Genomic DNA, 21,014 nt, shown 5'->3' on the forward strand with positions numbered 1-21,014 from the left:
TCTGAGGCTCAATCGGCAAGGCAGATGGTGGCGGCCGTCCCGGCCTCCACGGCGGCTGACGGCTGTGCTGGGCTTCTGGTCAGCAGCGCCGACAGGATCTCGGCGCAGGCGAAGGCGGCGATCACCTCCGGCCGCTTGTCGCGGGGACAACCGGCACCGACCGGGCAGACAAGCGGCTTCGTGTCGACGCCCTCCAGTGCGGCATAGCGCAGGAAGGTCGCGCGCTTGGTGCGGCTGCCGATCATTCCGACATAGGCCGCATCGCCGCGCCGCAGCACCTCGACCGCCAGCAGGAAGTCTAGCGCGTGATCGTGGGTCAGGATGACATAGGCGGCGCCGGGCGGTGCGCTGCGCACCTCCGATTCCGGCAGCACGGCGAGTGTCGTTGCAATATCGGGCGCGGCAAGCGCCAGCTCGGCGGCGCGCTGGTCAATGAGGCGCGGTGAGAGCGGCAGCGGGCGCAGCGCGGTGGCGAGGGCGCGGCCGACATGCCCGGCACCGAAGATCAGCACCGGCGGGCCGGGCTCGGGTGGGGTGGGCGGCGCCCGGTCGAGGCCGAGCTCGACCCGTCCGCCGCAGCACTGGCCGATCTCCGGGCCCAGCGGAATGTCCATCCGCGCGGTGGCCTCGCCACGCGCGAGCATCTGCCGGGCGCGGTCGATCGCCATATATTCGAGATGGCCGCCGCCGATGGTACCGCTCACGCTGTCGCGGCCGACGAACATTTCGGCGCCTTCTTCGCGCGGGGTCGAGCCGCGCGCCCGCGTGATGCGCACCCGGATCATGCCGCGCTCTCCCGCTTCAGCCGCTCGACCGCCATCAGCACACGCTCGGGCGTCGCCGGGGCATCGAGCAGCGGGGCCTGCCGGTAGTTCGCGACCGAGGCAACCGCCATGCCGAGCGCCTCGAACACCGCGATGCCCAGCATGAAGGGCGGTTCGCCGACCGCCTTCGACCGCTTGATGGTGCGCTCGCGGTTCACCGACCATTCGGCGAGGTTGACGTTGAAGACCTTCGGCCGGTCGGAGGCCAGCGGGATCTTGTAGGTGGAGGGGGCATGGGTGCGCAGCCGTCCCTTGTCGTCCCACCACAATTCCTCGCTGGTCAGCCAGCCCATACCTTGGATGAAGGCGCCCTCGACCTGGCCCTTGTCGATGGCCGGGTTCAGCGAGCGCCCGACATCGTGCAGCGCGTCGACCCGCTCCACCGTGTACTCGCCGGTGAGGGTATCGACCGACACCTCGGCACAGGCCGCGCCGTAGGCGAAGTAGTAGAACGGCCGGCCGCGTCCTTCCGCCCGGTTCCAGTGGATCTTCGGCGTGGCATAGAAGCCGGCGGCCGAGAGCTGCACGCGGGCGAAATAGGCCTCGCGGATCACCTGCTCGAAGGGAATGGCTTCGCCGCGAACCATCACCCGGTTGCGGGCAAAGGTGATTTCATCCGCCGTTGCATCCCGGCTTTCACAGAGGAAGCGAACGAGCCGCGCCTTGATCTGGTTGCAGGCGTCCAGCGCCGCCATGCCGTTTAGGTCGGTGCCGGAGGACGCGGCGGTGGCGGAGGTGTTGGGCACCTTCTCGGTCGTGGTCTTGGTGATCTTGATCCGGTCGAGATCGACCTGAAACGCTTCGGCCACCACCTGCGCGACCTTGGTGTGCAGCCCCTGTCCCATCTCGCAGCCGCCGTGATTGAGATGGATCGAGCCGTCCGAATAGACATGCACCAGCGCGCCGGCCTGGTTGTAGTGGGTCGCGGTGAAGCTGATGCCGAACTTCACCGGCGTGAGGGCGATGCCGCGCCGGACGATGCCGCCCTTTGCATTGAAGTCGAGCACGGCCTGCCGGCGGCGGGCATAGTCGGCGCTCGCCTCCAGTTCCTCGAAGATGCGCGGCAGGATCTGGTCTTCGACGGGCTGGTGATAGGGCGTGAGCTGGCCGTTGCGGTAGAGGTTCGCCTTGCGCACGGCGAGCGTGTCCTGGCCGGTCGCGTATGCGATCTCCTCGATGATGCGCTCCGCGACGATCACGCCCTGCGGACCGCCGAAGCCGCGGAAGGCGGTGTTGCTCACCGTATGGGTGCGCCAGGGATGCGAGCGCAGCTCGACATGCGGGTAGAAATAGGCGTTGTCGGCGTGAAACAGCGCGCGGTCGGTGACCGGGCCGGAGAGGTCGGCGGAGAAGCCGCAGCGGGCATGCCAGTCGCCGGTCACGGCGCAGATATGTCCTGCTTCGTCGAAGCCGACCTCGTAATCGACGACGAAATCGTGCCGCTTGCCGGTGGCGATCATGTCCTCGTCGCGGTCGGGGCGCAGCTTCACCGCGCGCCCCAGCTTGCGCGCCGCGATCGCGGCGACGCAGGCGAAGAGATTCATCTGGGTCTCTTTACCGCCAAAACCGCCGCCCATGCGGCGCACATTCACCACCACAGCATTGGAACGTGTGCCGAGCGCATGGGCGACCATGTGCTGGACCTCGCTGGGGTGCTGGGTCGAAACGAAAAGCGTCATCTCGTCATCCTCACCGGGAATGGCGAGGGCGATCTGGCCTTCGAGGTAGAAATGGTCTTGCCCGCCGATGGAGAAGCGCCCGGCGATACGGTGCGGAGCGGCGTCCATCGCTGTCTCGGGCGTGCCGCGGCGCAGCTTGAGCGGTTCGGTCACATAGTCCATGCCGGCATCGCGCGCAGCGAGCGGGTCGAGATGATGGGGGAGCGCCTCATATTCCACTTCGGCCAGCGTCGCCGCCTTGCGGGCCTGAAGGCGGGTTTCGGCGATCACGGCGAACAATGGCTGGCCGTGGAACAGGACCTGCTCTTCCACGAAGATCGGGTCGTCATGCTTGCCGGTGGGGCTGACATCATTGTGGCCGGGCACGTCCGCGCTTGTCAGCACCGCCACGACCCCTGGCGCGGCGCGCACCTTACCGAGGTTCATCGACCGAATACGGCCATGGGCGACCTTCGACAGGCCGAGCGCGGCGTGCAGCGTGCCGGTCGGCTCGGTGATGTCATCGGTATAATTCGCCCGCCCGCTCACATGCTTGATCGCGGAATCATGGGCGATGCTCTGGTGGGCGCTGCCGAGGGCCGTTTCGGGGATGATGGCGTCGTGCTTCATCTCAGGGCTCCCTGTCTTCACGCGCCCACGGCGCGGGCGATGCGTACCGGCTCGGTCGTGCCGGACTGTTCGAGCCAGAACCGGCGGAAGAGGTTCGCCGCGACCACGCGGCGGTAATCCGAACTGCCGCGCCAGTCGCTCAGCGGGGCGAAGTCGTCCTGCACGGCTTGTGCGGCGGCTTCGAAGCTCTCTCTCGCAAATGGCTGGCCAACCAGCGCAGCCTCCGCCGCGCTCGCGCGATGCGGGGTGCCCGCCATGCCGCCGAAGGCGATGCGGGCCTCCTCGATATGGCTATCCCGCTCGCGCACCGCAAAGCCGGCGGAGACAGCCGAGATGTCGGCATGAGCGCGCTTGGACACCTTGTAGGCCGCGACCCGCACGCCTTCATGGTGCGGGATCAGGATCGTCTCGACGAATTCGCCGGGCTGGCGGTCCTGCTTGCCGTAGGCGATGAAGAAATCCTCGAGCGGAATGATACGCCGGTCGGCTCCCTTGCGCAGCACGATGCGGGCGCCGAGCGCGATGAGGAAGGGCGGCATTTCGCCGATGGGCGAGCCATTGGCGATGTTGCCGCCGATGGTCCCGGCGTTGCGCACCTGCCAGCCGCCGATCCGCAGCAGATAGGGTTCGGCTTCCGGCAGATGCCGGCGCGCCACGGGGATGAACTCGGAATAGGTGACGCCGGCTCCTATGCGGATGCCTTCGGCATCCACCGCTATGTCCTTCATCAGGTGGCCGATGAAGATGCCGGGGCTGATGTCGCGCAGGTGCTTGGTGATCCAGAGCCCGACATCGGTCGCGCCCGCCACGATGACCGCCTTCGGATGGGCGAGCAGCGCCTCGGCGAGGGCGTCGACATCCGCCGGCACGATGGCGCGCTCGGTGCCGCGGCTCACATCGGCGCCGTGGCCGATCAGTGCAGTGAGGTGGGTAGTGACGGTAGAGCGCTCGACATTCAGCCAGTCCTGCGCCTGCCCGCCGGCCCGCGCCGCGGCGAGCGCCGCCTGCACGATCGGCTCATAGCCGGTGCAGCGGCAGAGGTTCCCCTGGAGCGCGGTCTCGATGTCGAGAACGCTCGGATCGGGATTGCCCATCCACAGCCCGTAAAGCGCCATGACGAAACCCGGCGTGCAGAAACCGCACTGGCTGCCGTGCTGCTCGACCATCGCCTGCTGAACGGGGTGAAGCCGGCCGTTCCGCCCGGCGAGATGCTCCACCGTGACGACGTGGCAGCCATGGCAGGAGGCGATGAGGCGGATGCAGGCATTGATCGGCTCATAGATCAGCGTGCCGTTCAGCAGCCGGCCGACGAGGACGGTGCAGGCTCCGCAATCGCCTTCCGCGCAGCCTTCCTTGGTGCCGCGCAGCCGGCGCTCCAGCCGCAGGAAATCGAGCAGCGTATCGCCCGGTCCGGCGCAGGCGAGGCGGATCTCGTCACCGTTCAGCAGGAAGCGGATATCCCCGGCCATTGCGTCTCTCCCGTTCATCCGGATTAGAATGCCAAAAAACGGGGCGGTGTAACCCGCTTCGGAGAGGGAACAGTTTCAACGGTTTCGTTGAAAATCGAGGCGGCCGTGTCCTATCTGGAAAGTCTGCGTGTGTTTGTCCGCGTCGTGGCGCGTGGGTCCATCTCGGCCGGCGGCCGCGACCTGCGCCTCACGCCGGCGGCGGCATCCAACCGAATCAAGGATCTGGAAGCCCGCTACGGGGTGCGGCTGCTCAACCGCACCACCCGCAAGCTGGCCCCGACCGAGATCGGTGCCGTGCTTTATGAAAATGCGCGCAAGGTGATCGCCGCGCTGGACGAGACCGAGGCCACCATCGCCTCCTATGCCGGAACGCCTCAGGGCGTGCTGCGGGTTGTTGCTCCGCTCGGGCTCGGACGGCGGCTGATCGCGCCGCTGGTGCTGCGATTTTGTGACGAGCACCCGGAAATCCAGATCCGGCTGCGGCTTTCCGACCGGGTGGTGAACATCGTGGAGGAGGGCGTCGATGTCGCCTTCTTCCTCGGGCAGCTGGAGGATTCGGCGCTGAGCTGGCGCAAGATCGCCGATTGCGGGCGCGTGCTGGTCGCGTCCCCGGCCTATATCGCGCAGCACGGCACGCCGGCCTCGCCGGACGATCTGGCGGACCACAACTGCCTGCTGCTCCGCTTTCCCCGCTCGCCCGAATATTTCTGGATGCTGCAGACGCCGGACGGTCCGCGCAAGATGACCGTGTCGGGCCGCTTCGATGTCGACGATGGCGACGTGCTGACCCGCTGGGCGCTCGACGGCGCCGGCATCGCCAATCGGCCGCGCTATGAAGTGCGCGAGCATCTGGAAGCCGGGCGGCTGGTCGAGGTTCTGCCCGAGAATGCGCCGATCGGCGCGCAGTTCGGGTGCCTCACGCCGCACCGCGAGTTTCAGGACCCCAAGGTGCGGCTGTTCATCGACTTTGCGGTGAAATCGCTGAAGGGCGTCTTCTGAGGTAGAGGAACGCAAAAGCCCGGTCGCGGGGACCGGGCTTTCCGGGCGCGAAGCGGCAGGCGCTCACCCTTCGGGGTAGAGCACGAAGCGCGCGATGAAGAGGGCGGCCACCAGCCAGGTCGCCGCATGCACCTCGCGGGCGCGGCCGGTGAGCAGCTTGAGCACGGCGTAGCTCACGAAGCCGAAGGCGAGGCCGTTGGCGATGGAGTAGGTGAACGGCATGGTGATCGCCGTCAGCACCGCCGGCACGGTCTCCGTCGGGTCGTCCCAATGCACCTCGGCCAACTCCCGCAGCATCAGCGCGGCGACATAGAGCAGCGCCGGGGCGGTCGCCTGCACCGGAACCGAGCCGGCCAGCGGGGCGAGGAAGGTGGCGAGCAGGAACAGCACCGCGACGGTGAGGGCGGTGAGGCCGGTGCGCCCGCCCGCCTGCACGCCGGACGCGCTTTCGATATAGGCGGTGGTGGAGGAGGTGCCGAGCAGCGAGCCGGCGACGATGGCGGTCGAGTCCGCCATCAGGGCGCGGCTGAGGCCGGGATTGGTGTGGGTGGGCCCCTTCACCAGCAGGCCGGCGCGCTTGGCGACGCCGATCAGTGTGCCCGTGGCGTCGAACACCTCGACCAGCACCATGACCAGCACCACATGGAGCAACCCGCCCTTCAGGGCGCCGAGCAGGTCGAGCTGCAGGAAGGTCGGGGCGATGGAGGGCGGCATGGAGGCGATGCCGCCGAAATGGCTGACGCCGGTGAGGATCGCCGCCACCGTGGTGACGAGGATGCCGATGAGGATGGCGCCCGGCACCTTCAGCACGTCGAGCGCGGCGATGACGAAGAACCCGCCGATGCTGAGCAGCGCGCCCGTCGAGGTGAGATCGCCCAGCGTCACGAAGGTCGCGGGGCTCGCCACGACGAGTCCGGCGCCCTTCATCGCGATGATGGCAAGGAACAGGCCGATACCGGCGGCGATGGCGCTGCGCATCGAGGAGGGGATGCCGTCGATGAGCCAGCGGCGGATGCCGGTCAGCGACAGCACCAGGAAGATGAGGCCCGAGATCAGCACCGCGCCGAGCGCCTGCTGCCACGTATAGCCGAGCTTGGCGACCACGGTGAAGGCGAAGAAAGCGTTCAGCCCCATGCCAGGCGCCATGGCGATGGGCCAGTTGGCCCACAGGGCCATGGTCGCCGAGCCGATGGCGGCGGCAAGGCAGGTCGCCACGAACACGGCATTGGCGTCCATGCCGGTCGTCGACAGGATGTTCGGATTGACGAAGATGATGTAGGCCATCGTCAGGAAGGTGGTGCATCCGGCGATGACCTCCGTCCGAACATTCGATTTCAGTTCGCCCAGCCTGAACAGGCGCTCGAGCATGGTATCCTCCCGTAGGTCTTCTTATTGCATCCGGCTTTTGCCTGGTGCTTGATGATAGACACGGGAGGCGGGGCGGTACCTTCGCGACTTCCTGAGACAGTTTCCAGAGTTTCGGAACAATCGAACCGGGGCGGAGATGCGGCCCCGGTCCATTCTCAATGATAGCGCGACAGCGCGAGGTCGCCGGACTCGATCTCGGGTTTGCGCCCGCTCATCAGGTCGGCCAGAAGCTGGCTGGAGCCGCAGGACATCGTCCAGCCCAGCGTGCCGTGGCCGGCATTCAGCCAGAGATTGGCGTAGCGGGTCGGACCGATCACCGGCGTGCCGTCCGGCGTCATCGGGCGCATGCCGGTCCAGAAGGTGGCGCGGCTCTGGTCGCCGGCGCCGCCGAACAGGTCTTCCACCGAATGTTCCAGCGTTCCCCGGCGGGCGGGTGGCAGGTCGGTGTTGAAGCCGGCGATCTCCGCCATGCCGCCGACGCGGATGCGGCTGCCGAGCCGGGTGATGGCGACCTTGTAGGTCTCGTCCATGATCGTGGAAACCGGCGCGCGGGCCTCGTCCACGATCGGCACCGTGATCGAATAACCCTTCACCGGATAGACCGGCACGTCGAGCCCTAGCGGCGCGAGCATTGCGGGGGTGAAGCTGCCCATCGCCACGACGAAGGCCTCGGCCGTCACCGGACCGGTCGCGGTCTCGACTGCCGTGACCTTCCCGGCTTCCATCTGCAGGCGGCGGATCTCGACGCCATAGCGGAAGGTAACGCCCATCTCCGCGCAGAGCGTCGCCAGCGCATTGGTGAACATGAAGCAGTCGCCGGTCTCGTCATGCGGCAGCCGCAGGCCGCCGATGATCTTTCCGGCGTTCGGCGCGAGGCCGGGCTCGGCGGCGACGCAGCCGGCGCGGTCCAGGACCTCATAGGGCACGCCGTCCTTCTTCAGCACCTCGACATCCTTGCCGATGCCGTCGAGCTGCTTCTGGGTGCGGAACACCTGAAGGGTGCCCTGGGCGCGCTGGTCATAGGCGATGTTGGTGCGCTGGCGCAGCGCGATGAGGCAGTCGCGGCTGTATTCGGCGAGGCGCACCATGCGGCCCTTGTTCACCGCGTAGCGGGCGCTGGTGCAGTTGGCGAGCATCGCCATCATCCATTTCCAGGTGGCGGCATGCGCCGTGGGCCGGACGATGAGGGGAGCGTGCTTCATGAAGAGCCACTTCACCGCCTTCTGCGGAATGCCCGGCGCCGCCCAGGGCGAGGCATAGCCGGGCGAGATTTCGCCGGCATTGGCGAAGCTGGTTTCCAGCGCCGGTCCCGGCTGGCGATCCAGCACGGTGACCTCGTGTCCCGCCTTCGCCAGATAATAGGCCGACGTCACACCGATGACGCCGGCACCGAGAACGACGATCCTCATAATGGTCCTCTGGAAGTTCCGGTTTCTGGTTGTTCGAAAAAGACTCAGCGGTAGTCGCGGTGGTAGCGCCGCCCGAGGCGGGTCAGGATTTCATAGGAAATCGTGCCGGCCGCCGCCGCGACATCCTCAAGCGTCTGGTTCGGCCCGATGATCTCGACGAGGCTGCCGAGCTTCAGCGTGCCGTCCGGCAGATCGGTGATGTCGATGGTGATGCTGTCCATCGACACCCGGCCGACGATGGGAAGCCTCATGCCGGCGTAAAACGCCGCGCCGCGATCGCCGAGGTGGCGCGGTAGCCCGTCGGCATAGCCGGCGGCGAGGGTGGCGAGCCGGCGTTCGCTCGTGGTGACATGGGCGCCGCCATAGCCGACCTTCGCGCCGGCCGGGACCGTGCGGGTCTGCACCACCGGCACGTCGAGGCGGACCGCGGGTGCCATCGGGTTCGGCACGCCAGCGGTCGGCGCACCGCCATAGAGCGCGACGCCGGGGCGGGCGAGGGTGCCTCGGAACGCTTCGCCGAGAAACACCCCGCCGGAATTGGCGAAGCACAGATCGATGCCCGGAAACGCCGCGGCGGCGCGGGCCATCGCGTCGAGCTGCTCGGCGTTCTGCGCATTGTCGGGCTCGTCCGCGCTGGCGAGGTGGCTCATCACATAGAGGATGTTCAGTCCGGCAAGACGCTCCGGCTCGGCGGCCAGCGCGTCGGCATCGACGGGCGCGAGGCCGAGACGGGACATGCCGGTGTCGAACTGCAGCAGGGCCGGAAGCTGCGTGCCGCGCGCGGTCGCGAGCGCCGACCAGTTGGCGACCTGCTCCAGCGAATTGAGCACCGGCACGATGCCGGCGTCCGCGCAACGCTCCTCGGCGCCCGGCTGGAGCCCGTTCAGCACATAAAGGCGGGCGTCCTCGGCGAGGAGAGGGCGCAGCTCCAGCGCTTCCCGCAGATGGGCGACGAAGAAATCGCGGCATCCCGCCCGATAGAGCGCGGGCGCGACGCGGGCCGCGCCGAGGCTGTAGGCATCCGCCTTCACCACGGCGGCGGCGCGCGCGGGGGCAAGCCGTTGCTGAAGCGCGCGGTAATTCGCGGCGATGGCACCAAGGTCGATGGTCAGGACACCGGACGCAGCGTCGACGACGGGCCGGTCGGAAGGATCACCAAACATGCGCGCGCTCCATGCGTGACAGGCACCACTGTACCGCAGGGTCTGCGCAAGAGCCGGTCGATCTTCGCTCGAAAATTCTATTGTTGCCGCTAGAATGAAAGAATCAGCGAGAAAACGAATGATCCTGCCATGAGCGCCCTCGACGCGATCGACCGCAACATCCTGCGCCTGCTGCGCATCAATGCGCGGATCAGCAATGCGCGGCTGGCGGAGGAGGTCGGCCTGTCACCGTCGGCCTGCCTGCGCCGTATCCGGCTGCTGGAGCACAGCGGCGTGATCCTCGGCTACACGGCACTGCTGGATCACAGCGCGCGCGACGCCGGCATGGCGGTGATCGTCAACATCACGCTGGAACGGCAGACCGAGGACTATCTCAGCCGCTTCGAAGCGGCAGTGCGGCGGCACCCGGAAATCCAGGAGTGTTATCTCATGACCGGCGGGTCGGATTACCTGCTGCGGGTCGAGGCCGAGAATGCCGCCGATTTCGAGCGCATCCACACCGAGATCCTGTCGACCCTGCCCGGCGTGCTGCGCATCCATTCCAGCTTCTCGATCCGCAACGTGCTCGGGCGCCGGCGGCGGGCCATGGCGGCGGCCGGACTGTGAGCGGGGCGGGTCAGCCCTGTTCGTCCGCGTCGGGATCGGGCTCGGGGTCCGGCTTGCCGCTCGCGCCGGGGCGGCCCTCGATCCGGTCGCGATAGAGCGAGGCGCGGCCCAGCATCATCAGCGTCACCGGCGTGGTGATGGTGAGGAAGACGGCGATCAGGATCTCATGCACCGAAAGCCGGCCGCGTAGCGCGGTGAACGCGACGACCGAGGCGACGAGGATGGTGCCCCCGCCCACCGTGGCGCCCAGCGAAGGCGCGTGGCCGCGCGAATAGAAGTCCGGCAGGCGGATGAGACCGAACGAGCCCACCAGGGTGATGAGCGCGCCGGCCACCACCAGCACGCCGACCAGAACGGCAACCCAGCCCGGAAGGCCGAACAGCAGCGGGCTCATTCGATCACCTCGCCGCGCATGAGGAACTTGGCGAGCGCCACGGTGCTGACGAAGCCGAGCATGCCGACGATGAGGGCCGCCTCGAAATAGAGCGTCGAGGCGCGGCGAATGCCGAACACCACCAGCAGCAGCATGGCGTTCACATAGAAGGTGTCGAGCCCGAGAATGCGGTCCTGCGCCCGCGGGCCGCGGATGAGGCGGTACATGGCAAAGGCCATCGCCAGCGCCAGCACGATCTGCGAGCCGATGAGGCACAGGCGGAGAAAATCCATCGCGCTCATTGGAAGATCTCCATCAGCAGCCGCTCATAGCGGTTCTTGATGAGGTCGCGCCACTCCTCCTCCTCCACGAGGTCCAGCACGTGGATGAGCAATTCGCTGCGTGCCGGATCGTGGTTCAGCCAGAGCGTGCCGGGCGTTGCGGTGAGGATGATGGCGAGCACGGCGAGACCATACTGGTCCCTCAGGTCGAGCGGAACCGTCATCAGGCCGGAGGACCGGTCCTTGCGGCCGAAGCCGAGGATGATCTTGCCGACCGCGATGTTCGAGCGGATCACGTCGATCGCCACCCGGAAGGCCAGCAGCAGCATCGCCCGCCCGGCCCGGATATGCGCGGGGGGAGGATCGAGCCGCGCCATCGCCCAGCACGCTCCCCACGCAACGATGGCGCCGAGCACGATCTGGCCGGGCGAAAGGCTCTGGTTCAGCAGCAGCCACATCACCCACAGGGCGAGGAACATGCGGGGGAAGGGGAGCACGCGCCTCATGGTTCGGTGCCCCCCGGCAGGGTCGCGGGCGCCGGCTGGCCGCCGAGCACGTCGCGCGCATATTCCTGCGGCCAGTAGAGCACCTGTGCCGTCACATCCATGTATTCCATGACCGGCCCGCCGAACACGGTGAGCCCGGCGCACAGGAAGAGGAACAGCAGCACGGGTGCGAGTTCGGCGGCCCGCACCGGCGGGATCTCGCTCTCCTGCGGCGCCCAGAGCGCCCGGATGCCGGTGCGGGTCATGGCGACGAGCACGGCGAGGCCCGACAGCATCAGCAGGAAGACATAGAGCCAGTGAACCGCCGAGACGCCGCCCGCCTCGTTGATCACGGCCGAGAGGATCGCGAATTTCGCGATGAAGCCGGACAACGGCGGCAGCCCGGCGAACAGCACCGTGCAGGCGAGGAAGGCGCCGCCCAGAACGGCGATGGTGCCCGGAATAGCGATGCCGACCTCGGCATCCTCGTCCTCGATATCTTCTTCAGGGTCGCCGAAAACCTCCATCGTCACCGCGAGCACGTCGGCGCCCGCGTCGCGGCCGCGCTCGATCAGTTCGATCAGCAGGAAGAAGGCGGCAGCCGCCAGCGTGGAGCTGACGAGGTAGAACAGCGCCCCGGAAATCACCGCGCTGTTGCCGGTGCCGATCGCGGCCAGAAGGGTGCCCGAAGAAATGATCACGCAATAGCCGGCGAGCCTCGGCATGGACTGCGAGGCCAACGCCCCGATGCCGCCGAAAGCGATGGTGGCGAGCCCACCATAGAGCAGCCATTCAGCCCCGAAGCCCGCGGAGGCGCCCGACTCCTCGCCGAAGAAGAGCAGCGACAGCCGGAGCACGGTATAGATGCCGAGCTTGCTCATGATCGCGAACAGCGCCGCGACCGGCGCGCAGGCGGCGGAATAGGTGGTCGGCAGCCAGAAGCCCAGCGGCCACATGCCGGCCTTCACGAGGAAGGCGAGCCCCAGCACCGCCGCCCCGCCTTCCAGCAGCATGCGGTCATGGGGTTCCAGCGTCGGGATCACGCGCGCAAGGTCCGCCATGTTGAGCGTGCCGCTGACGCCGTAGATCAGCGCCACGCCGACAAGGAAGAGCGAGGAGGCGACGAGGTTGATCGGGATGTAGTGCAGGCTGGCGCGGACGCGCACCGTGCCCGAGCCGTGCAGCAGGAGCGCATAGGAGGCGGCCAGCAGAACCTCGAAGAACACAAACAGGTTGAACAGGTCGCCGGTCAGGAAGGCGCCGTTGAGGCCTGCCACCTGCATGAGATAGAGCGTGTGGAAGCGAGGGCCCATCTTGTGCCAGCGCGCCAGCGCGAAGATGAGGCAGCCGAAGCCCAGCACCGCATTGAGCAGCAGCATCAGCGCCGAGAGACGGTCGACCACCAGCACGATGCCGAAGGGCGCCGGCCAGTTGCCGAGCGGGTAGACGATCACCGGCGGGTCGCCTTCCGCGGTCGGCACCAGCGTCATGGCGACCAGCGCGATGGCGACCCCGAGAAGGATCGTCAGCGTGGTGACACTCAGCGCCGCCTTGGCGCCGCGGCGTTTTTCGCTGAACAGCAGCAGAAAGGCACCCACCGCCAGCGGCAGCAGGACGGGAATGGCGGCGAGATGGGCGAGCGGGCTCATGCTCACTCCTCCCGCCCGTCGACATGGTCGGTGCCGGTGAGGCCGCGCGCGGCAAGCAGCACCACGAGATAGAGCGCCGTCATGGCGAAGCCGATGACGATGGCGGTGAGCACCAGTGCCTGCGGCATGGGGTCGGCGAAGCCGGCGGGGTCGCCCACCGTGCCGGGCTTCAGGATCGGCGGCATGCCGATGCGCACGCGGCCCATCACGAAGATGAACAGGTTCACGCCGTATGAGATCAGCGAAAGCCCGATGATGACCTGATAGGTGCGCGGCCGCAGCACCAGCCAGACGCCGGAGCCCGCCAGAATGCCGATGCCGATGGCGAGGATCAGTTCCATTACAGACCCCCCGCCGTGGTGCGCGACTCGCGCCGCGTCTCGACCATGGGAGAGGCTTCGCGGGGGGCTTCCTCGCGCCGGCTGCGCAGCGACTGGTGCGCCAGCGCGATGAGGATCAGCACCGTCGCCCCGACCACGAGGGCGAAGACGCCGAGATCGAACAGCAAGGCCGTCGCGAGCGGAATCTTCCCGATCACCGGCAGCGCCAGATATTGGTGATGGGAGGTGAGGAAGGGGAAGCCGAAGGCCCAGGCGCCGATGCCGGTGCCGACCGACAGCAGCAGGCCGACGCCCATCCAGCGCAGCGGCAGCACGCGCAGATGATCCTCCACCCAGCGGGTGCCGCTGGCGATGTACTGCATCACGAAGGCGATGGAGAGCGTCACGCCGGCTGCGAAGCCGCCGCCCGGCAGGTCGTGCCCGCGCATGAAGAGATAGACCGCCAGCACGCATACCACCGGGAACATCCAGTGCATGATGATGCGCGGCACGAACAGATAGTCCGACAGCGTGTCGCCGACCTTCCGCTCCGGTTCGGCCTCGTCATAGGCGTTCTGCAGCCGCTGCTGTTCGGGGGTGTCGATCGTCTCCTGCGCCGGGCGGAAACGACGCAGCAGGGCGAACACGGTGAGCGCGACGATGCACAGCACCGCGATCTCGCCCTGCGTGTCGAAGCCGCGGAAATCCACGAGGATGACGTTGACGATGTTGGTGCCGCCGCCTTCCGTGTAGGCGCGCTCGACGAAGAAGCGCGACACGCTTTCCGGCAGGGGGCGCGTCATGACGAGATAGGACAGGGTGGACAGCCCCACGCCCACCAGCACGGCAAGGGCGAGGTCCAGCCGGCGCCGCACCGCGACGTTGAGCGGGGTGTGCTCGCCTTCCTGCGGCTCCATCCGCTTGGGCAGCCAGCGCAGGCCGAGCAGCAGCAGCACGGTCGTCACCACCTCGACGAGCAACTGCGTGACGGCGAGGTCGGGTGCGGACATCCACACGAAGGTGATGCAGGTGATGAGCCCGACGGCACCGACGAGAACCAGCGCCGCGAAGCGGTGGTATTTCGCCTTGTAGGCGGCCGCCAGCGAACAGGTGGCACCCACTGCCCATACCAGCGCGAAGGCGGGGTCGATGGGCGTCAGCGGCATGGGACCGGCCGGCACCCAGCCATGAAGCGCGAAGGGGAGGAAGCCGCCGAGCAGCGTCAGCGCGATCATGCTGCGCAATTGCGGCTGCAGGCGCCGTGTGCCGAACCAGCGCTCAAGCGCCCGCGCCCAGCGCCAGGACACGGTCACCAGCACATTCTCGAAGATGCGCTGGCCTTTCAGCCGGCGCATCAGCGGCGGGCCCTCGATTCCGCTGTCGAGATAGTTGCGCAACCGCGCGTAGAGCAGCACGCCGCCGATGATGGCGACGACGCTCATGGCCAGGGCGAGGTTGAAGCCGTGCCACAGGGAGAGGCTGTAGGCGGGCAGGTCGGTGTCGATCGCCGCCCTCGCCGCGCTCGCGAGCATCGGCCCGATGGTGAAGCTGGGCGCCACCCCGACGACGATGCAGATCAGGACCAGCACCTCGATGGGAAAGCGCATCCAGTGCGGGGGCTCGTGTGGCGTGTGCGGGAGGTCGGTCGGCGGCGGACCGAAAAAGGCACCAAGGATGAAGCGCAGCGAATAGGCGACGGAGAAAATGCCGGCCAGCGTCGCGAAATAGGGCAGGGAGTCGTCCAGCAGCGAGCCCGTATGGTCCGCCGCGGCTTCGGCGAAGAACATTTCCTTGGACAGGAAGCCGTTGAGCAGTGGCACGCCCGCCATGGCGGCGGCGGCCACCATGGCAAGCCGGGCGGTCACCGGCATGAAGGGGTAGAGCCCGCTCAGCTTGCGCAGATCGCGCGTGCCGGTCTCGTGGTCGATGATGCCCGCCGCCATGAACAGCGAGGCCTTGAAGGTGGCGTGGTTGATGGTGTGGAAGATCGCCGCCACCGCCGCCAGCGGGCTGCCCAGCCCCAGCAGCAGGGTGATGAGGCCGAGATGGCTGATGGTGGAATAGGCCAGCAGCCCCTTCAGATCCTGCTGGAAGATCGCCGCGAAAGCCCCGATCACCAGCGTGGCGAGGCCGACCGGCACCACGATGTAGAACCACACATCCGTGCCCGCCAGTGCCGGCCAGAGCCGGGTCAGCAGGAAGACGCCGGCCTTCACCATGGTGGCGGAATGCAGATAGGCCGACACCGGCGTCGGCGCGGCCATGGCGTGCGGCAGCCAGAAATGGAACGGAAACTGCGCGCTCTTGGTGAAGGCGCCGATCAGGATGAGGATCAGCGCCGGCACATAGAGCGGGTCCTCCGCGATCATCTTGCCGGAGGCCAGCACGACGTCGAGGTCGTAGCTGCCGACGATATGGCCGAGCAGCATCACCCCCACGAACAGGCATAGCCCGCCGGTGGCCGTGACGGTGAGGGCCATGCGCGCGCCATCGCGGGCGGCGGCGTTCTGGTGCCAGTAGCCGATCAGCAGGAAGGAGAAGAGGCTCGTCAGCTCCCAGAAGAACACGATCTGGATGAGGTTGCCCGACAGCACCACGCCCGCCATCGCGCCCATGAAGGCCAGCAGGAAGGAGAAGAAGCGCGGCACCGGGTCTTCCTCGGCCATGTAGTAGCGCGCATAGAGCGCCACCAGCATGCCGATGCCGTAAACCATCACCGCAAAAAGCCAGCTCAACCCGTCGAGCCGTAACGAGAATTCCAGCCCGAGGCTTGGCAGCCACGGCACGTGGAGCGTCACCGCGCCGACCGAGGCCTTGCTGTAGAGCAGCGCGACGATGAGCGTGCCGAGAAAGCCGACGAGACCCGCCAGCAGGGCGGCCGCATTGCGCGCATGGGTGGGAAGGAAAGCCGCGACGAGGCTTCCGCCGAAGGGGAGGACGAGGACGAGCAGCAAAAGATGCATGCTGGTCAGCATGTTGGGCTGAGCGCTCCCTTGGAATCGGCCGATTCAACGTCCGGATTGATTGAAGTCACCCATTATGGTTGACTTGTGGCCAAAGGAGCAAGGCCAAATCGCCATGGTTTTTTCAATGGAGCGGTCATCCCCGTGCCTTTCACCGGCCCAATGCCGCGCTGCCCGTGGCTTCCTGGACTGGACGCAGGACGAGCTGGCCGCGGCGGCGGGCGTTTCCCGCAGCACCATCCGCGATTTCGAGGTCGGGCGCCATGCCCTGCATCGGGCCACCGAAGCCGTTCTGGTGCGCACCTTCGAAGGCGCCGGCATCTGCCTCCTGCCCGATGACGGTGCGGGCTGCGGGGTGCGGCTGCGGCCGGTCGACGACGCGGGTTCGCCGGACGCCAAATGATAGCTTAGAGCATTGTCTTGTCAGGAGAAGTCCGGGTGGATTCCGTGGGGCGGGAGCCGTGTTCGGGCACGCCGGTGCGCTTCGCGGCGGGCGACGGGACACCGTTGGGAGGCTTTCTCTGGCGGCATGCGGCGGCGGATCGCGTGTGCCCGATCGCGGTCATCGCGCCGGCGACCTCGGTGAGATGCCGCTATTACGCGCGTTTCGCGAGCTTCCTGTCCGAGGCCGGTTTCGATGTGCTGACCTTCGATTATCGCGGCATCGGCGAGTCGCGGCCGATCAATTTGCGTGGATTCAAAGCGGGTTGGGTCGATTGGGGAGCGCATGACGTCGAGGCCGCGCTGGATTTCGCGATGCGGCTTTCGCCGGGCGCCCCGCTTGATATCGTCGCCCATTCCATCGGCGGGGTGGCCCTGGGTCTGGCGCCGTCCGCCGCCAGGGCGCGCCGGATTCTCACCGTCGGCTCGCAATTCGCCCATTGGCGCGATTATGCGCCGGCGCAACGGCGCGCCATGGTGCTGCGCTGGCATGTGCTGATGCCGCTTCTGGCGCGGCTCTGCGGCTATGTCCCCGCCAGACGGCTTGGCTGGATGGAGGATACGCCGGCCGGCGTGGCGCGCGACTGGAGCTGCATGGGACCCTGCTTCGAGGAATCCGTCTCGCCCGGCCCGCTTGGAAAAATCGATATCCTGCAACGCTTTGCAGCCATTCATGCGCCGATCCTGGCAATCGGGCTCGACGATGATCCCTTCGGTACGGTGCCGGCCATCGAGCGCCTGCTCGCCTATTTCCCGGCCGGCGCCCGGACCCATCTGCGACTCGCCCCGGGCGATCTCGGCGTGGAAGAGATCGGCCATTTCGCTGCCTTCCACGACCGTTTCCGTTCCTCGCTCTGGCCGCTGATGCGCGATTGGCTGCTTGCGGGCACGCTGGCCGGCGCTCATCCGGGCCGGATCCTCCCCCTGCCGGATCAGGTGGCCGAGAAGCGATAGACGGACGTGTGACTGTACCGTCTTCCGGTGTCCAGTCGGGCCGATGGGAAGGACGGTCGGTGCGGTGAGTCCGGCCAGAACTGCGGTTCGAGGCAGAACGCGGCCGACTGCCGGTAAAGCCGGCCGAACTTGCCGGCGACGGTTTCGTCGAGAAAGTTGCCGGAGTAGAATTGCACCCCCGGCTGGTCGGTCAATATCTCCATCACCCGCCCCGACCCCGGGTGCTCGACCCGGGCCGCGAGCCGGGGAGTCGGGACGGGGGCATCGGCGAGGCAATAATTGTGATCATAGCCGCGCCCCAGCCGGATCTGCTCGTCCGCCTCGTGGATCCGTTCCCCGATCGGGTGGGGGCTGCGGAAATCGAAGGGCGTGCCGGCGACCGGGGCCGGGCCGTCGAGCGGGATGGCGCCGGCATCGACCGGCAGGTAGCTCTCGGCCGGGATGGTCAGCACGTGGTCGAGCACGGTGCCGCCCGTCTCCACGCCGGCGAGGTTGAAGAAGCCGTGATGCGTCAGGTTCACCAGCGTCGGCGCGTCGGTGACCGCCTCGAAGGTCAGCGTCAGTTCCTGCGGGCCGGTGAGCCGGTAGGTGAGGGCGACCTCCAGCGTGCCGGGGAAGCCTTCGTCGCCGTCCGGGCTGGTGAGCGCCAGCGTCACCGAGGCGGCGTCGGCCGCGACGACGCGCCAGTTGCGCCGGTCGAAGCCCTGCACGCCGCCATGCAGCGTGTTCGCGCCGTCATTGCAGGCGAGCGGGTAGGTGGCGCCGTCCAGCGTGAAGGCGCCGCCGGCGATGCGGTTGGCGTAGCGCCCGATGGTGGCACCGAAGAAGCTGCGCGTGGCGAGATAGGGCGCCAGCGTGTCGTGTCCCAGCACGATGTCAGCGGTGCGTCCGTTGCGGTCCGGCACATGCAGCGCCTGTATCGTCGCCCCATAGGTGAGGATCGCGACCTCGAAGCCGTTGGCGCCGGCGAGGCGGATGCGCTCCACCTCCGTGCCGTCGGGCAGGTGGCCGAACACCTCGCGCGAGGCGGGTGCGGCAGCGGCGAGCAGCACGGCGGGCGGCAGCGTCATGGAAGGCCTCCGGCGAAAAGCCCCTCCGGCATAGCCGGGCAAAGCGGCTCGCGCCAGAGCGCGGCGGGTCATGAGTGCCTGTCCAAGGGTAATATCTGGAATAATTAAAATCCAATTTCCTTGCCGCGCAGTAATCCCCGCACAAGACCGCGACGGCGGGCCGAACTGCTTGACCTTTCCGGCCGGAGGGTTCAGCAGAATGCGGGGCGAGCGTTGACGGGCAAGGAAAAGACGATGCGATCCGGCAGAGCCTTTCTTGTGGCCTCTCTTGTTCTCCTTCTCACCGATGCATCCTTTTCGCTTCGTGCCGAAGAGCCGAAGCCGGCCCTGGCGCAAAGCGAGGTCCTGCCGGCGGCGGAGACCGCGCACATCGTGGCGATCGGCGGCGCGGTGACGGAGATTCTCTACGCCCTCGGCCTTGGCGAGCGCATCGTGGCGGTCGATACCTCCAGCACCTATCCCCCGCAGGCGCTCGGCACCAAGCCGAATGTCGGCTATATGCGGGCTCTCTCCCCGGAAGGCGTGCTCGCCGTCGGCCCCAGCATCATCCTCGCGCAGGAGGGCTCCGGGCCGCCCGACGCCGTCACCGTGCTGAAGAGCGCCTCGGTTCCCTTCGAGACCGTGCCGGATGCGCGCACGCCCGAGCAGGTGGTCGCCAATATCCGCCATCTCGCCGCCCTTGCCGGGGTGAAGGCGCGCGGCGAGGAGCTGGCGCAGGCGGTGGAACGCGATTTCGCGACGCTGGCCGCGTTCCGCGCGCGGATCGCGAGCCCGCGCAGCGCGGCCTTCATCCTCTCCGCCAGCGGTGCCGCCCCGGTGGCGGGCGGACGCAACACCAGCGCCGACGCGCTGTTCGCGCTGGCCGGCGTCACCAACGCGCTTTCCACGATGAGCGGCTACAAGCCGGCGGTGGACGAGGCGCTGATGGCGGCGGAGCCTTATGCGCTGATCGTGATGGACAACCGCAATCACGGCCTGACGAACGAGGCGCTTGCCGCCATGCCCGCCTTTGCCGGAACCACGGCTGCCAAGGCGGGGCGCATCCACCGGGTGGACGGCGCCTATATGCTCGGCTTCGGCCCGCGCACCCCGCAGGCGGCGCGCGATCTGATGGCGATGGTCTATCCCGAGCTGAACCTGCCGGCGCTGCCGGCGCATGCCTGGACTGCGGGCAGCCGTGCCGAGCCGGATTCCGAGCCCCCCGCAGCGCCCGCCGCCGCGCCGGCCGGCAGCGGCCAACCGGGATGAGCCTGGCGCTGATGCAGCCCGCCGGCGTGAAAGAGGTTCAGGCGCGCGGCGTCCGGCGCGGCGCGCTCGGGCTTGCCGTCTGCGCCGTCCTGCTCGTCCTCGCCATGCTGGCCTCGCTCGCCATCGGCCCGGTCACCATCGCGCCCGCACGGGTGATGGAGGTGCTGCTGGCCGCGCTTCAGGGCGAACGCGCCGCGGGCGTGCGCGAGGCGATCGTGGTGCTGGACATCCGCCTGCCGCGCACGCTGCTCGGCTTGCTGGTGGGCATGGCGCTGGCGCTGGGCGGGGCGCTCATGCAGGGCATCTTCCGCAATCCGCTGGCCGATCCCGGCCTCATCGGCGTGTCGAACGGCGCCGCCTTCGCCGCCGTCGGCTGGATCGTGCTCGGCCACCATGCGGTGGATGCGCTGCCGGCCGGGCTCGCCGCGCTGGCCGGCACCGCCGGACTGCCGTTCGCGGCCTTCATCGGCGCGCTGCTGGCGACCGTGGCGCTCTATCTGATCGCGACGCGCGACGGGCGCACCTCGGTCGCCACCATGCTGTTCGCCGGCATCGCCATCGGCGCGCTGTCGGGGGCGGGGACGGGGGTGATGGTGTTCCTCGCCTCGGACCAGCAATTGCGCGACTTCACCTTCTGGTCCTTCGGCAGCCTCGGCGGCTCGACCTTCGCCAAGGTGTGGGCGGCGGCGCCCTTCGTCGTCCTGCTGCTGCTGGCTGCCCTGCCGCTCGCCCGCGCGCTGGACGCGATCGCGCTGGGCGAGGCGGAGGCCTTCCACGTGGGCGTGAACGTGCAGCGCACCAAGCGCATCGCCATCGCCGCGGTGGCGGCGGCGGTGGGTGCGGCGGTGGCGATGGCGGGCGTCATCGGCTTCATCGGGCTGGTGGTGCCCCATCTGGTGCGGCTCGCGCTCGGGCCGGGCCATCGGGTGCTGCTGCCGGCCAGCGCGCTGCTCGGCGGGGCGCTGCTGCTGGGCGCCGATGTGGTGGCGCGCACGCTGGTGAGCCCGGCGGAACTGCCGCTCGGCGTGGTGACGGCGATGATGGGCGCGCCCTTCTTCCTCGGCCTGCTGCTGCGCCGCCGCGCGGCGTTGGGCGGGTAGGCGC

At 68.2% G+C, this 21,014-nt stretch carries 19 protein-coding genes; 6 read left to right on the top strand and 13 right to left on the bottom strand.

From position 1 onward, the window contains the following. Nucleotides 1–8: 8 nt before the first annotated feature. Genes xdhC through xdhA form a run of 3 tightly spaced genes read right to left on the bottom strand, consistent with a single transcriptional unit; the run spans nucleotide 9 to nucleotide 4,581 of the window. Nucleotides 9–785: a xanthine dehydrogenase accessory protein XdhC gene (xdhC, locus tag MWN34_RS00450; RefSeq protein ID WP_247025663.1), complete on the bottom strand. Its 777-nt coding sequence runs from the start codon at nucleotides 783–785 to the stop codon at nucleotides 9–11. After that, a complete protein-coding gene (gene xdhB, locus MWN34_RS00455) occupies nucleotides 782–3,112 on the bottom strand; it encodes a xanthine dehydrogenase molybdopterin binding subunit (protein ID WP_247025664.1) in 2,331 nt (776 codons plus the stop codon). Before xdhB ends, xdhC begins: the two co-directional genes overlap by 4 nt. Nucleotides 3,113–3,129: 17 nt before the next feature. Beyond that, complete coding sequence (gene xdhA / locus MWN34_RS00460; RefSeq protein ID WP_247025665.1) at nucleotides 3,130–4,581, bottom strand: xanthine dehydrogenase small subunit; 1,452 nt, start codon at nucleotides 4,579–4,581, stop codon at nucleotides 3,130–3,132. A 105-nt stretch (nucleotides 4,582–4,686) separates the two neighbouring features. Here xdhA and MWN34_RS00465 point away from each other — a divergent pair, with 105 nt between their 5' ends. Then, a complete protein-coding gene (locus MWN34_RS00465; protein ID WP_247025666.1) occupies nucleotides 4,687–5,580 on the top strand; it encodes a LysR family transcriptional regulator in 894 nt (297 codons plus the stop codon). A gap of 63 nt (nucleotides 5,581–5,643) precedes the next feature. Here the strand turns inward: MWN34_RS00465 and MWN34_RS00470 are convergent, their stop codons facing one another. The 3 genes from MWN34_RS00470 to alr all read right to left on the bottom strand — a co-directional run bounded on the left by MWN34_RS00470 (nucleotide 5,644) and on the right by alr (nucleotide 9,520). After that, entirely contained in the window at nucleotides 5,644–6,948 is a 1,305-nt protein-coding gene (locus tag MWN34_RS00470; RefSeq protein WP_247025667.1) for an NCS2 family permease, read from the bottom strand. A 155-nt stretch (nucleotides 6,949–7,103) separates the two neighbouring features. Beyond that, entirely contained in the window at nucleotides 7,104–8,357 is a 1,254-nt protein-coding gene (locus tag MWN34_RS00475; RefSeq protein ID WP_247025668.1) for a D-amino acid dehydrogenase, read from the bottom strand. A gap of 44 nt (nucleotides 8,358–8,401) precedes the next feature. Further along, entirely contained in the window at nucleotides 8,402–9,520 is a 1,119-nt protein-coding gene (alr, locus tag MWN34_RS00480; RefSeq protein ID WP_247025669.1) for an alanine racemase, read from the bottom strand. Nucleotides 9,521–9,649: 129 nt separating this feature from the next. On the opposite strand from alr, the gene MWN34_RS00485 reads away from it, so the two are divergent. Next, nucleotides 9,650–10,126 carry an Lrp/AsnC family transcriptional regulator gene (locus MWN34_RS00485; RefSeq protein WP_247025670.1) on the top strand — a complete coding sequence of 159 codons (477 nt, stop codon included), beginning with the start codon at nucleotides 9,650–9,652 and terminating at the stop codon, nucleotides 10,124–10,126. Nucleotides 10,127–10,136: 10 nt separating this feature from the next. On the opposite strand, the gene mnhG is transcribed toward MWN34_RS00485, so the two are convergent. Genes mnhG through MWN34_RS00515 form a run of 6 tightly spaced genes read right to left on the bottom strand, consistent with a single transcriptional unit; the run spans nucleotide 10,137 to nucleotide 16,206 of the window. After that, nucleotides 10,137–10,520 (bottom strand): monovalent cation/H(+) antiporter subunit G, encoded by a 384-nt coding sequence (gene mnhG, locus MWN34_RS00490; RefSeq protein WP_247025671.1) that lies wholly within the window; start codon nucleotides 10,518–10,520, stop codon nucleotides 10,137–10,139. After that, the gene (locus MWN34_RS00495) at nucleotides 10,517–10,801 is read right to left on the bottom strand and encodes a K+/H+ antiporter subunit F (RefSeq protein ID WP_247025672.1); all 285 of its coding nucleotides are present in this window, start codon (nucleotides 10,799–10,801) and stop codon (nucleotides 10,517–10,519) included. The genes mnhG and MWN34_RS00495 overlap by 4 nt, the downstream gene beginning before the upstream one ends. Beyond that, the gene (locus tag MWN34_RS00500; RefSeq protein ID WP_247025673.1) at nucleotides 10,798–11,286 is read right to left on the bottom strand and encodes a Na+/H+ antiporter subunit E; all 489 of its coding nucleotides are present in this window, start codon (nucleotides 11,284–11,286) and stop codon (nucleotides 10,798–10,800) included. The genes MWN34_RS00495 and MWN34_RS00500 overlap by 4 nt, the downstream gene beginning before the upstream one ends. After that, on the bottom strand, nucleotides 11,283–12,914 hold the full coding sequence (locus MWN34_RS00505; protein WP_247025674.1) for a monovalent cation/H+ antiporter subunit D: 1,632 nt from the start codon (nucleotides 12,912–12,914) through the stop codon (nucleotides 11,283–11,285). Before MWN34_RS00505 ends, MWN34_RS00500 begins: the two co-directional genes overlap by 4 nt. 2 nt (nucleotides 12,915–12,916) lie before the next feature. After that, nucleotides 12,917–13,255, bottom strand: coding sequence for a Na+/H+ antiporter subunit C (locus tag MWN34_RS00510; RefSeq protein WP_247025675.1), 339 nt, complete (start codon nucleotides 13,253–13,255; stop codon nucleotides 12,917–12,919). Further along, complete coding sequence (locus MWN34_RS00515) at nucleotides 13,255–16,206, bottom strand: monovalent cation/H+ antiporter subunit A (RefSeq protein WP_425532040.1); 2,952 nt, start codon at nucleotides 16,204–16,206, stop codon at nucleotides 13,255–13,257. The genes MWN34_RS00510 and MWN34_RS00515 overlap by 1 nt, the downstream gene beginning before the upstream one ends. Nucleotides 16,207–16,324: 118 nt before the next feature. Here MWN34_RS00515 and MWN34_RS00520 point away from each other — a divergent pair, with 118 nt between their 5' ends. Together MWN34_RS00520 and MWN34_RS00525 are read left to right on the top strand one after the other, a co-directional pair. Continuing rightward, nucleotides 16,325–16,600, top strand: coding sequence for a helix-turn-helix transcriptional regulator (locus tag MWN34_RS00520; RefSeq protein WP_247025677.1), 276 nt, complete (start codon nucleotides 16,325–16,327; stop codon nucleotides 16,598–16,600). Nucleotides 16,601–16,635: 35 nt separating this feature from the next. Continuing rightward, complete coding sequence (locus MWN34_RS00525) at nucleotides 16,636–17,592, top strand: alpha/beta hydrolase family protein (RefSeq protein ID WP_247025678.1); 957 nt, start codon at nucleotides 16,636–16,638, stop codon at nucleotides 17,590–17,592. Here the strand turns inward: MWN34_RS00525 and MWN34_RS00530 are convergent. Further along, entirely contained in the window at nucleotides 17,571–18,662 is a 1,092-nt protein-coding gene (locus tag MWN34_RS00530; RefSeq protein ID WP_247025679.1) for an aldose epimerase family protein, read from the bottom strand. The genes MWN34_RS00525 and MWN34_RS00530 overlap by 22 nt on opposite strands. Nucleotides 18,663–18,920: 258 nt before the next feature. On the opposite strand from MWN34_RS00530, the gene MWN34_RS00535 reads away from it, so the two are divergent. Both MWN34_RS00535 and MWN34_RS00540 read left to right on the top strand, forming a co-directional pair. Continuing rightward, the gene (locus MWN34_RS00535) at nucleotides 18,921–19,910 is read left to right on the top strand and encodes a heme/hemin ABC transporter substrate-binding protein (RefSeq protein WP_247025680.1); all 990 of its coding nucleotides are present in this window, start codon (nucleotides 18,921–18,923) and stop codon (nucleotides 19,908–19,910) included. Next, on the top strand, nucleotides 19,907–21,010 hold the full coding sequence (locus MWN34_RS00540) for a FecCD family ABC transporter permease (protein WP_425532035.1): 1,104 nt from the start codon (nucleotides 19,907–19,909) through the stop codon (nucleotides 21,008–21,010). The genes MWN34_RS00535 and MWN34_RS00540 overlap by 4 nt, the downstream gene beginning before the upstream one ends. Nucleotides 21,011–21,014: the final 4 nt, after the last annotated feature.

This window comes from Ancylobacter crimeensis, assembly GCF_023016805.1.
GTDB classification, from domain to species: domain Bacteria; phylum Pseudomonadota; class Alphaproteobacteria; order Rhizobiales; family Xanthobacteraceae; genus Ancylobacter; species Ancylobacter crimeensis.

What these genes read in the sequence shown, in the direction of transcription:
- xdhC (WP_247025663.1), bottom strand. Translation starts at nt 785, where the DNA reads ATGATCCGGGTGCGCATCACGCGGGCGCGCGGCTCGACCCCGCGCGAA.
- xdhB (WP_247025664.1), bottom strand. Translation starts at nt 3,112, where the DNA reads ATGAAGCACGACGCCATCATCCCCGAAACGGCCCTCGGCAGCGCCCAC.
- xdhA (WP_247025665.1), bottom strand. Translation starts at nt 4,581, where the DNA reads ATGGCCGGGGATATCCGCTTCCTGCTGAACGGTGACGAGATCCGCCTC.
- MWN34_RS00470 (WP_247025667.1), bottom strand. Translation starts at nt 6,948, where the DNA reads ATGCTCGAGCGCCTGTTCAGGCTGGGCGAACTGAAATCGAATGTTCGG.
- MWN34_RS00475 (WP_247025668.1), bottom strand. Translation starts at nt 8,357, where the DNA reads ATGAGGATCGTCGTTCTCGGTGCCGGCGTCATCGGTGTGACGTCGGCC.
- alr (WP_247025669.1), bottom strand. Translation starts at nt 9,520, where the DNA reads ATGTTTGGTGATCCTTCCGACCGGCCCGTCGTCGACGCTGCGTCCGGT.
- MWN34_RS00485 (WP_247025670.1), top strand. Translation starts at nt 9,650, where the DNA reads ATGAGCGCCCTCGACGCGATCGACCGCAACATCCTGCGCCTGCTGCGC.
- mnhG (WP_247025671.1), bottom strand. Translation starts at nt 10,520, where the DNA reads ATGAGCCCGCTGCTGTTCGGCCTTCCGGGCTGGGTTGCCGTTCTGGTC.
- MWN34_RS00495 (WP_247025672.1), bottom strand. Translation starts at nt 10,801, where the DNA reads ATGAGCGCGATGGATTTTCTCCGCCTGTGCCTCATCGGCTCGCAGATC.
- MWN34_RS00500 (WP_247025673.1), bottom strand. Translation starts at nt 11,286, where the DNA reads ATGAGGCGCGTGCTCCCCTTCCCCCGCATGTTCCTCGCCCTGTGGGTG.
- MWN34_RS00505 (WP_247025674.1), bottom strand. Translation starts at nt 12,914, where the DNA reads ATGAGCCCGCTCGCCCATCTCGCCGCCATTCCCGTCCTGCTGCCGCTG.
- MWN34_RS00510 (WP_247025675.1), bottom strand. Translation starts at nt 13,255, where the DNA reads ATGGAACTGATCCTCGCCATCGGCATCGGCATTCTGGCGGGCTCCGGC.
- MWN34_RS00520 (WP_247025677.1), top strand. Translation starts at nt 16,325, where the DNA reads ATGGAGCGGTCATCCCCGTGCCTTTCACCGGCCCAATGCCGCGCTGCC.
- MWN34_RS00530 (WP_247025679.1), bottom strand. Translation starts at nt 18,662, where the DNA reads ATGACGCTGCCGCCCGCCGTGCTGCTCGCCGCTGCCGCACCCGCCTCG.
- MWN34_RS00540 (WP_425532035.1), top strand. Translation starts at nt 19,907, where the DNA reads ATGAGCCTGGCGCTGATGCAGCCCGCCGGCGTGAAAGAGGTTCAGGCG.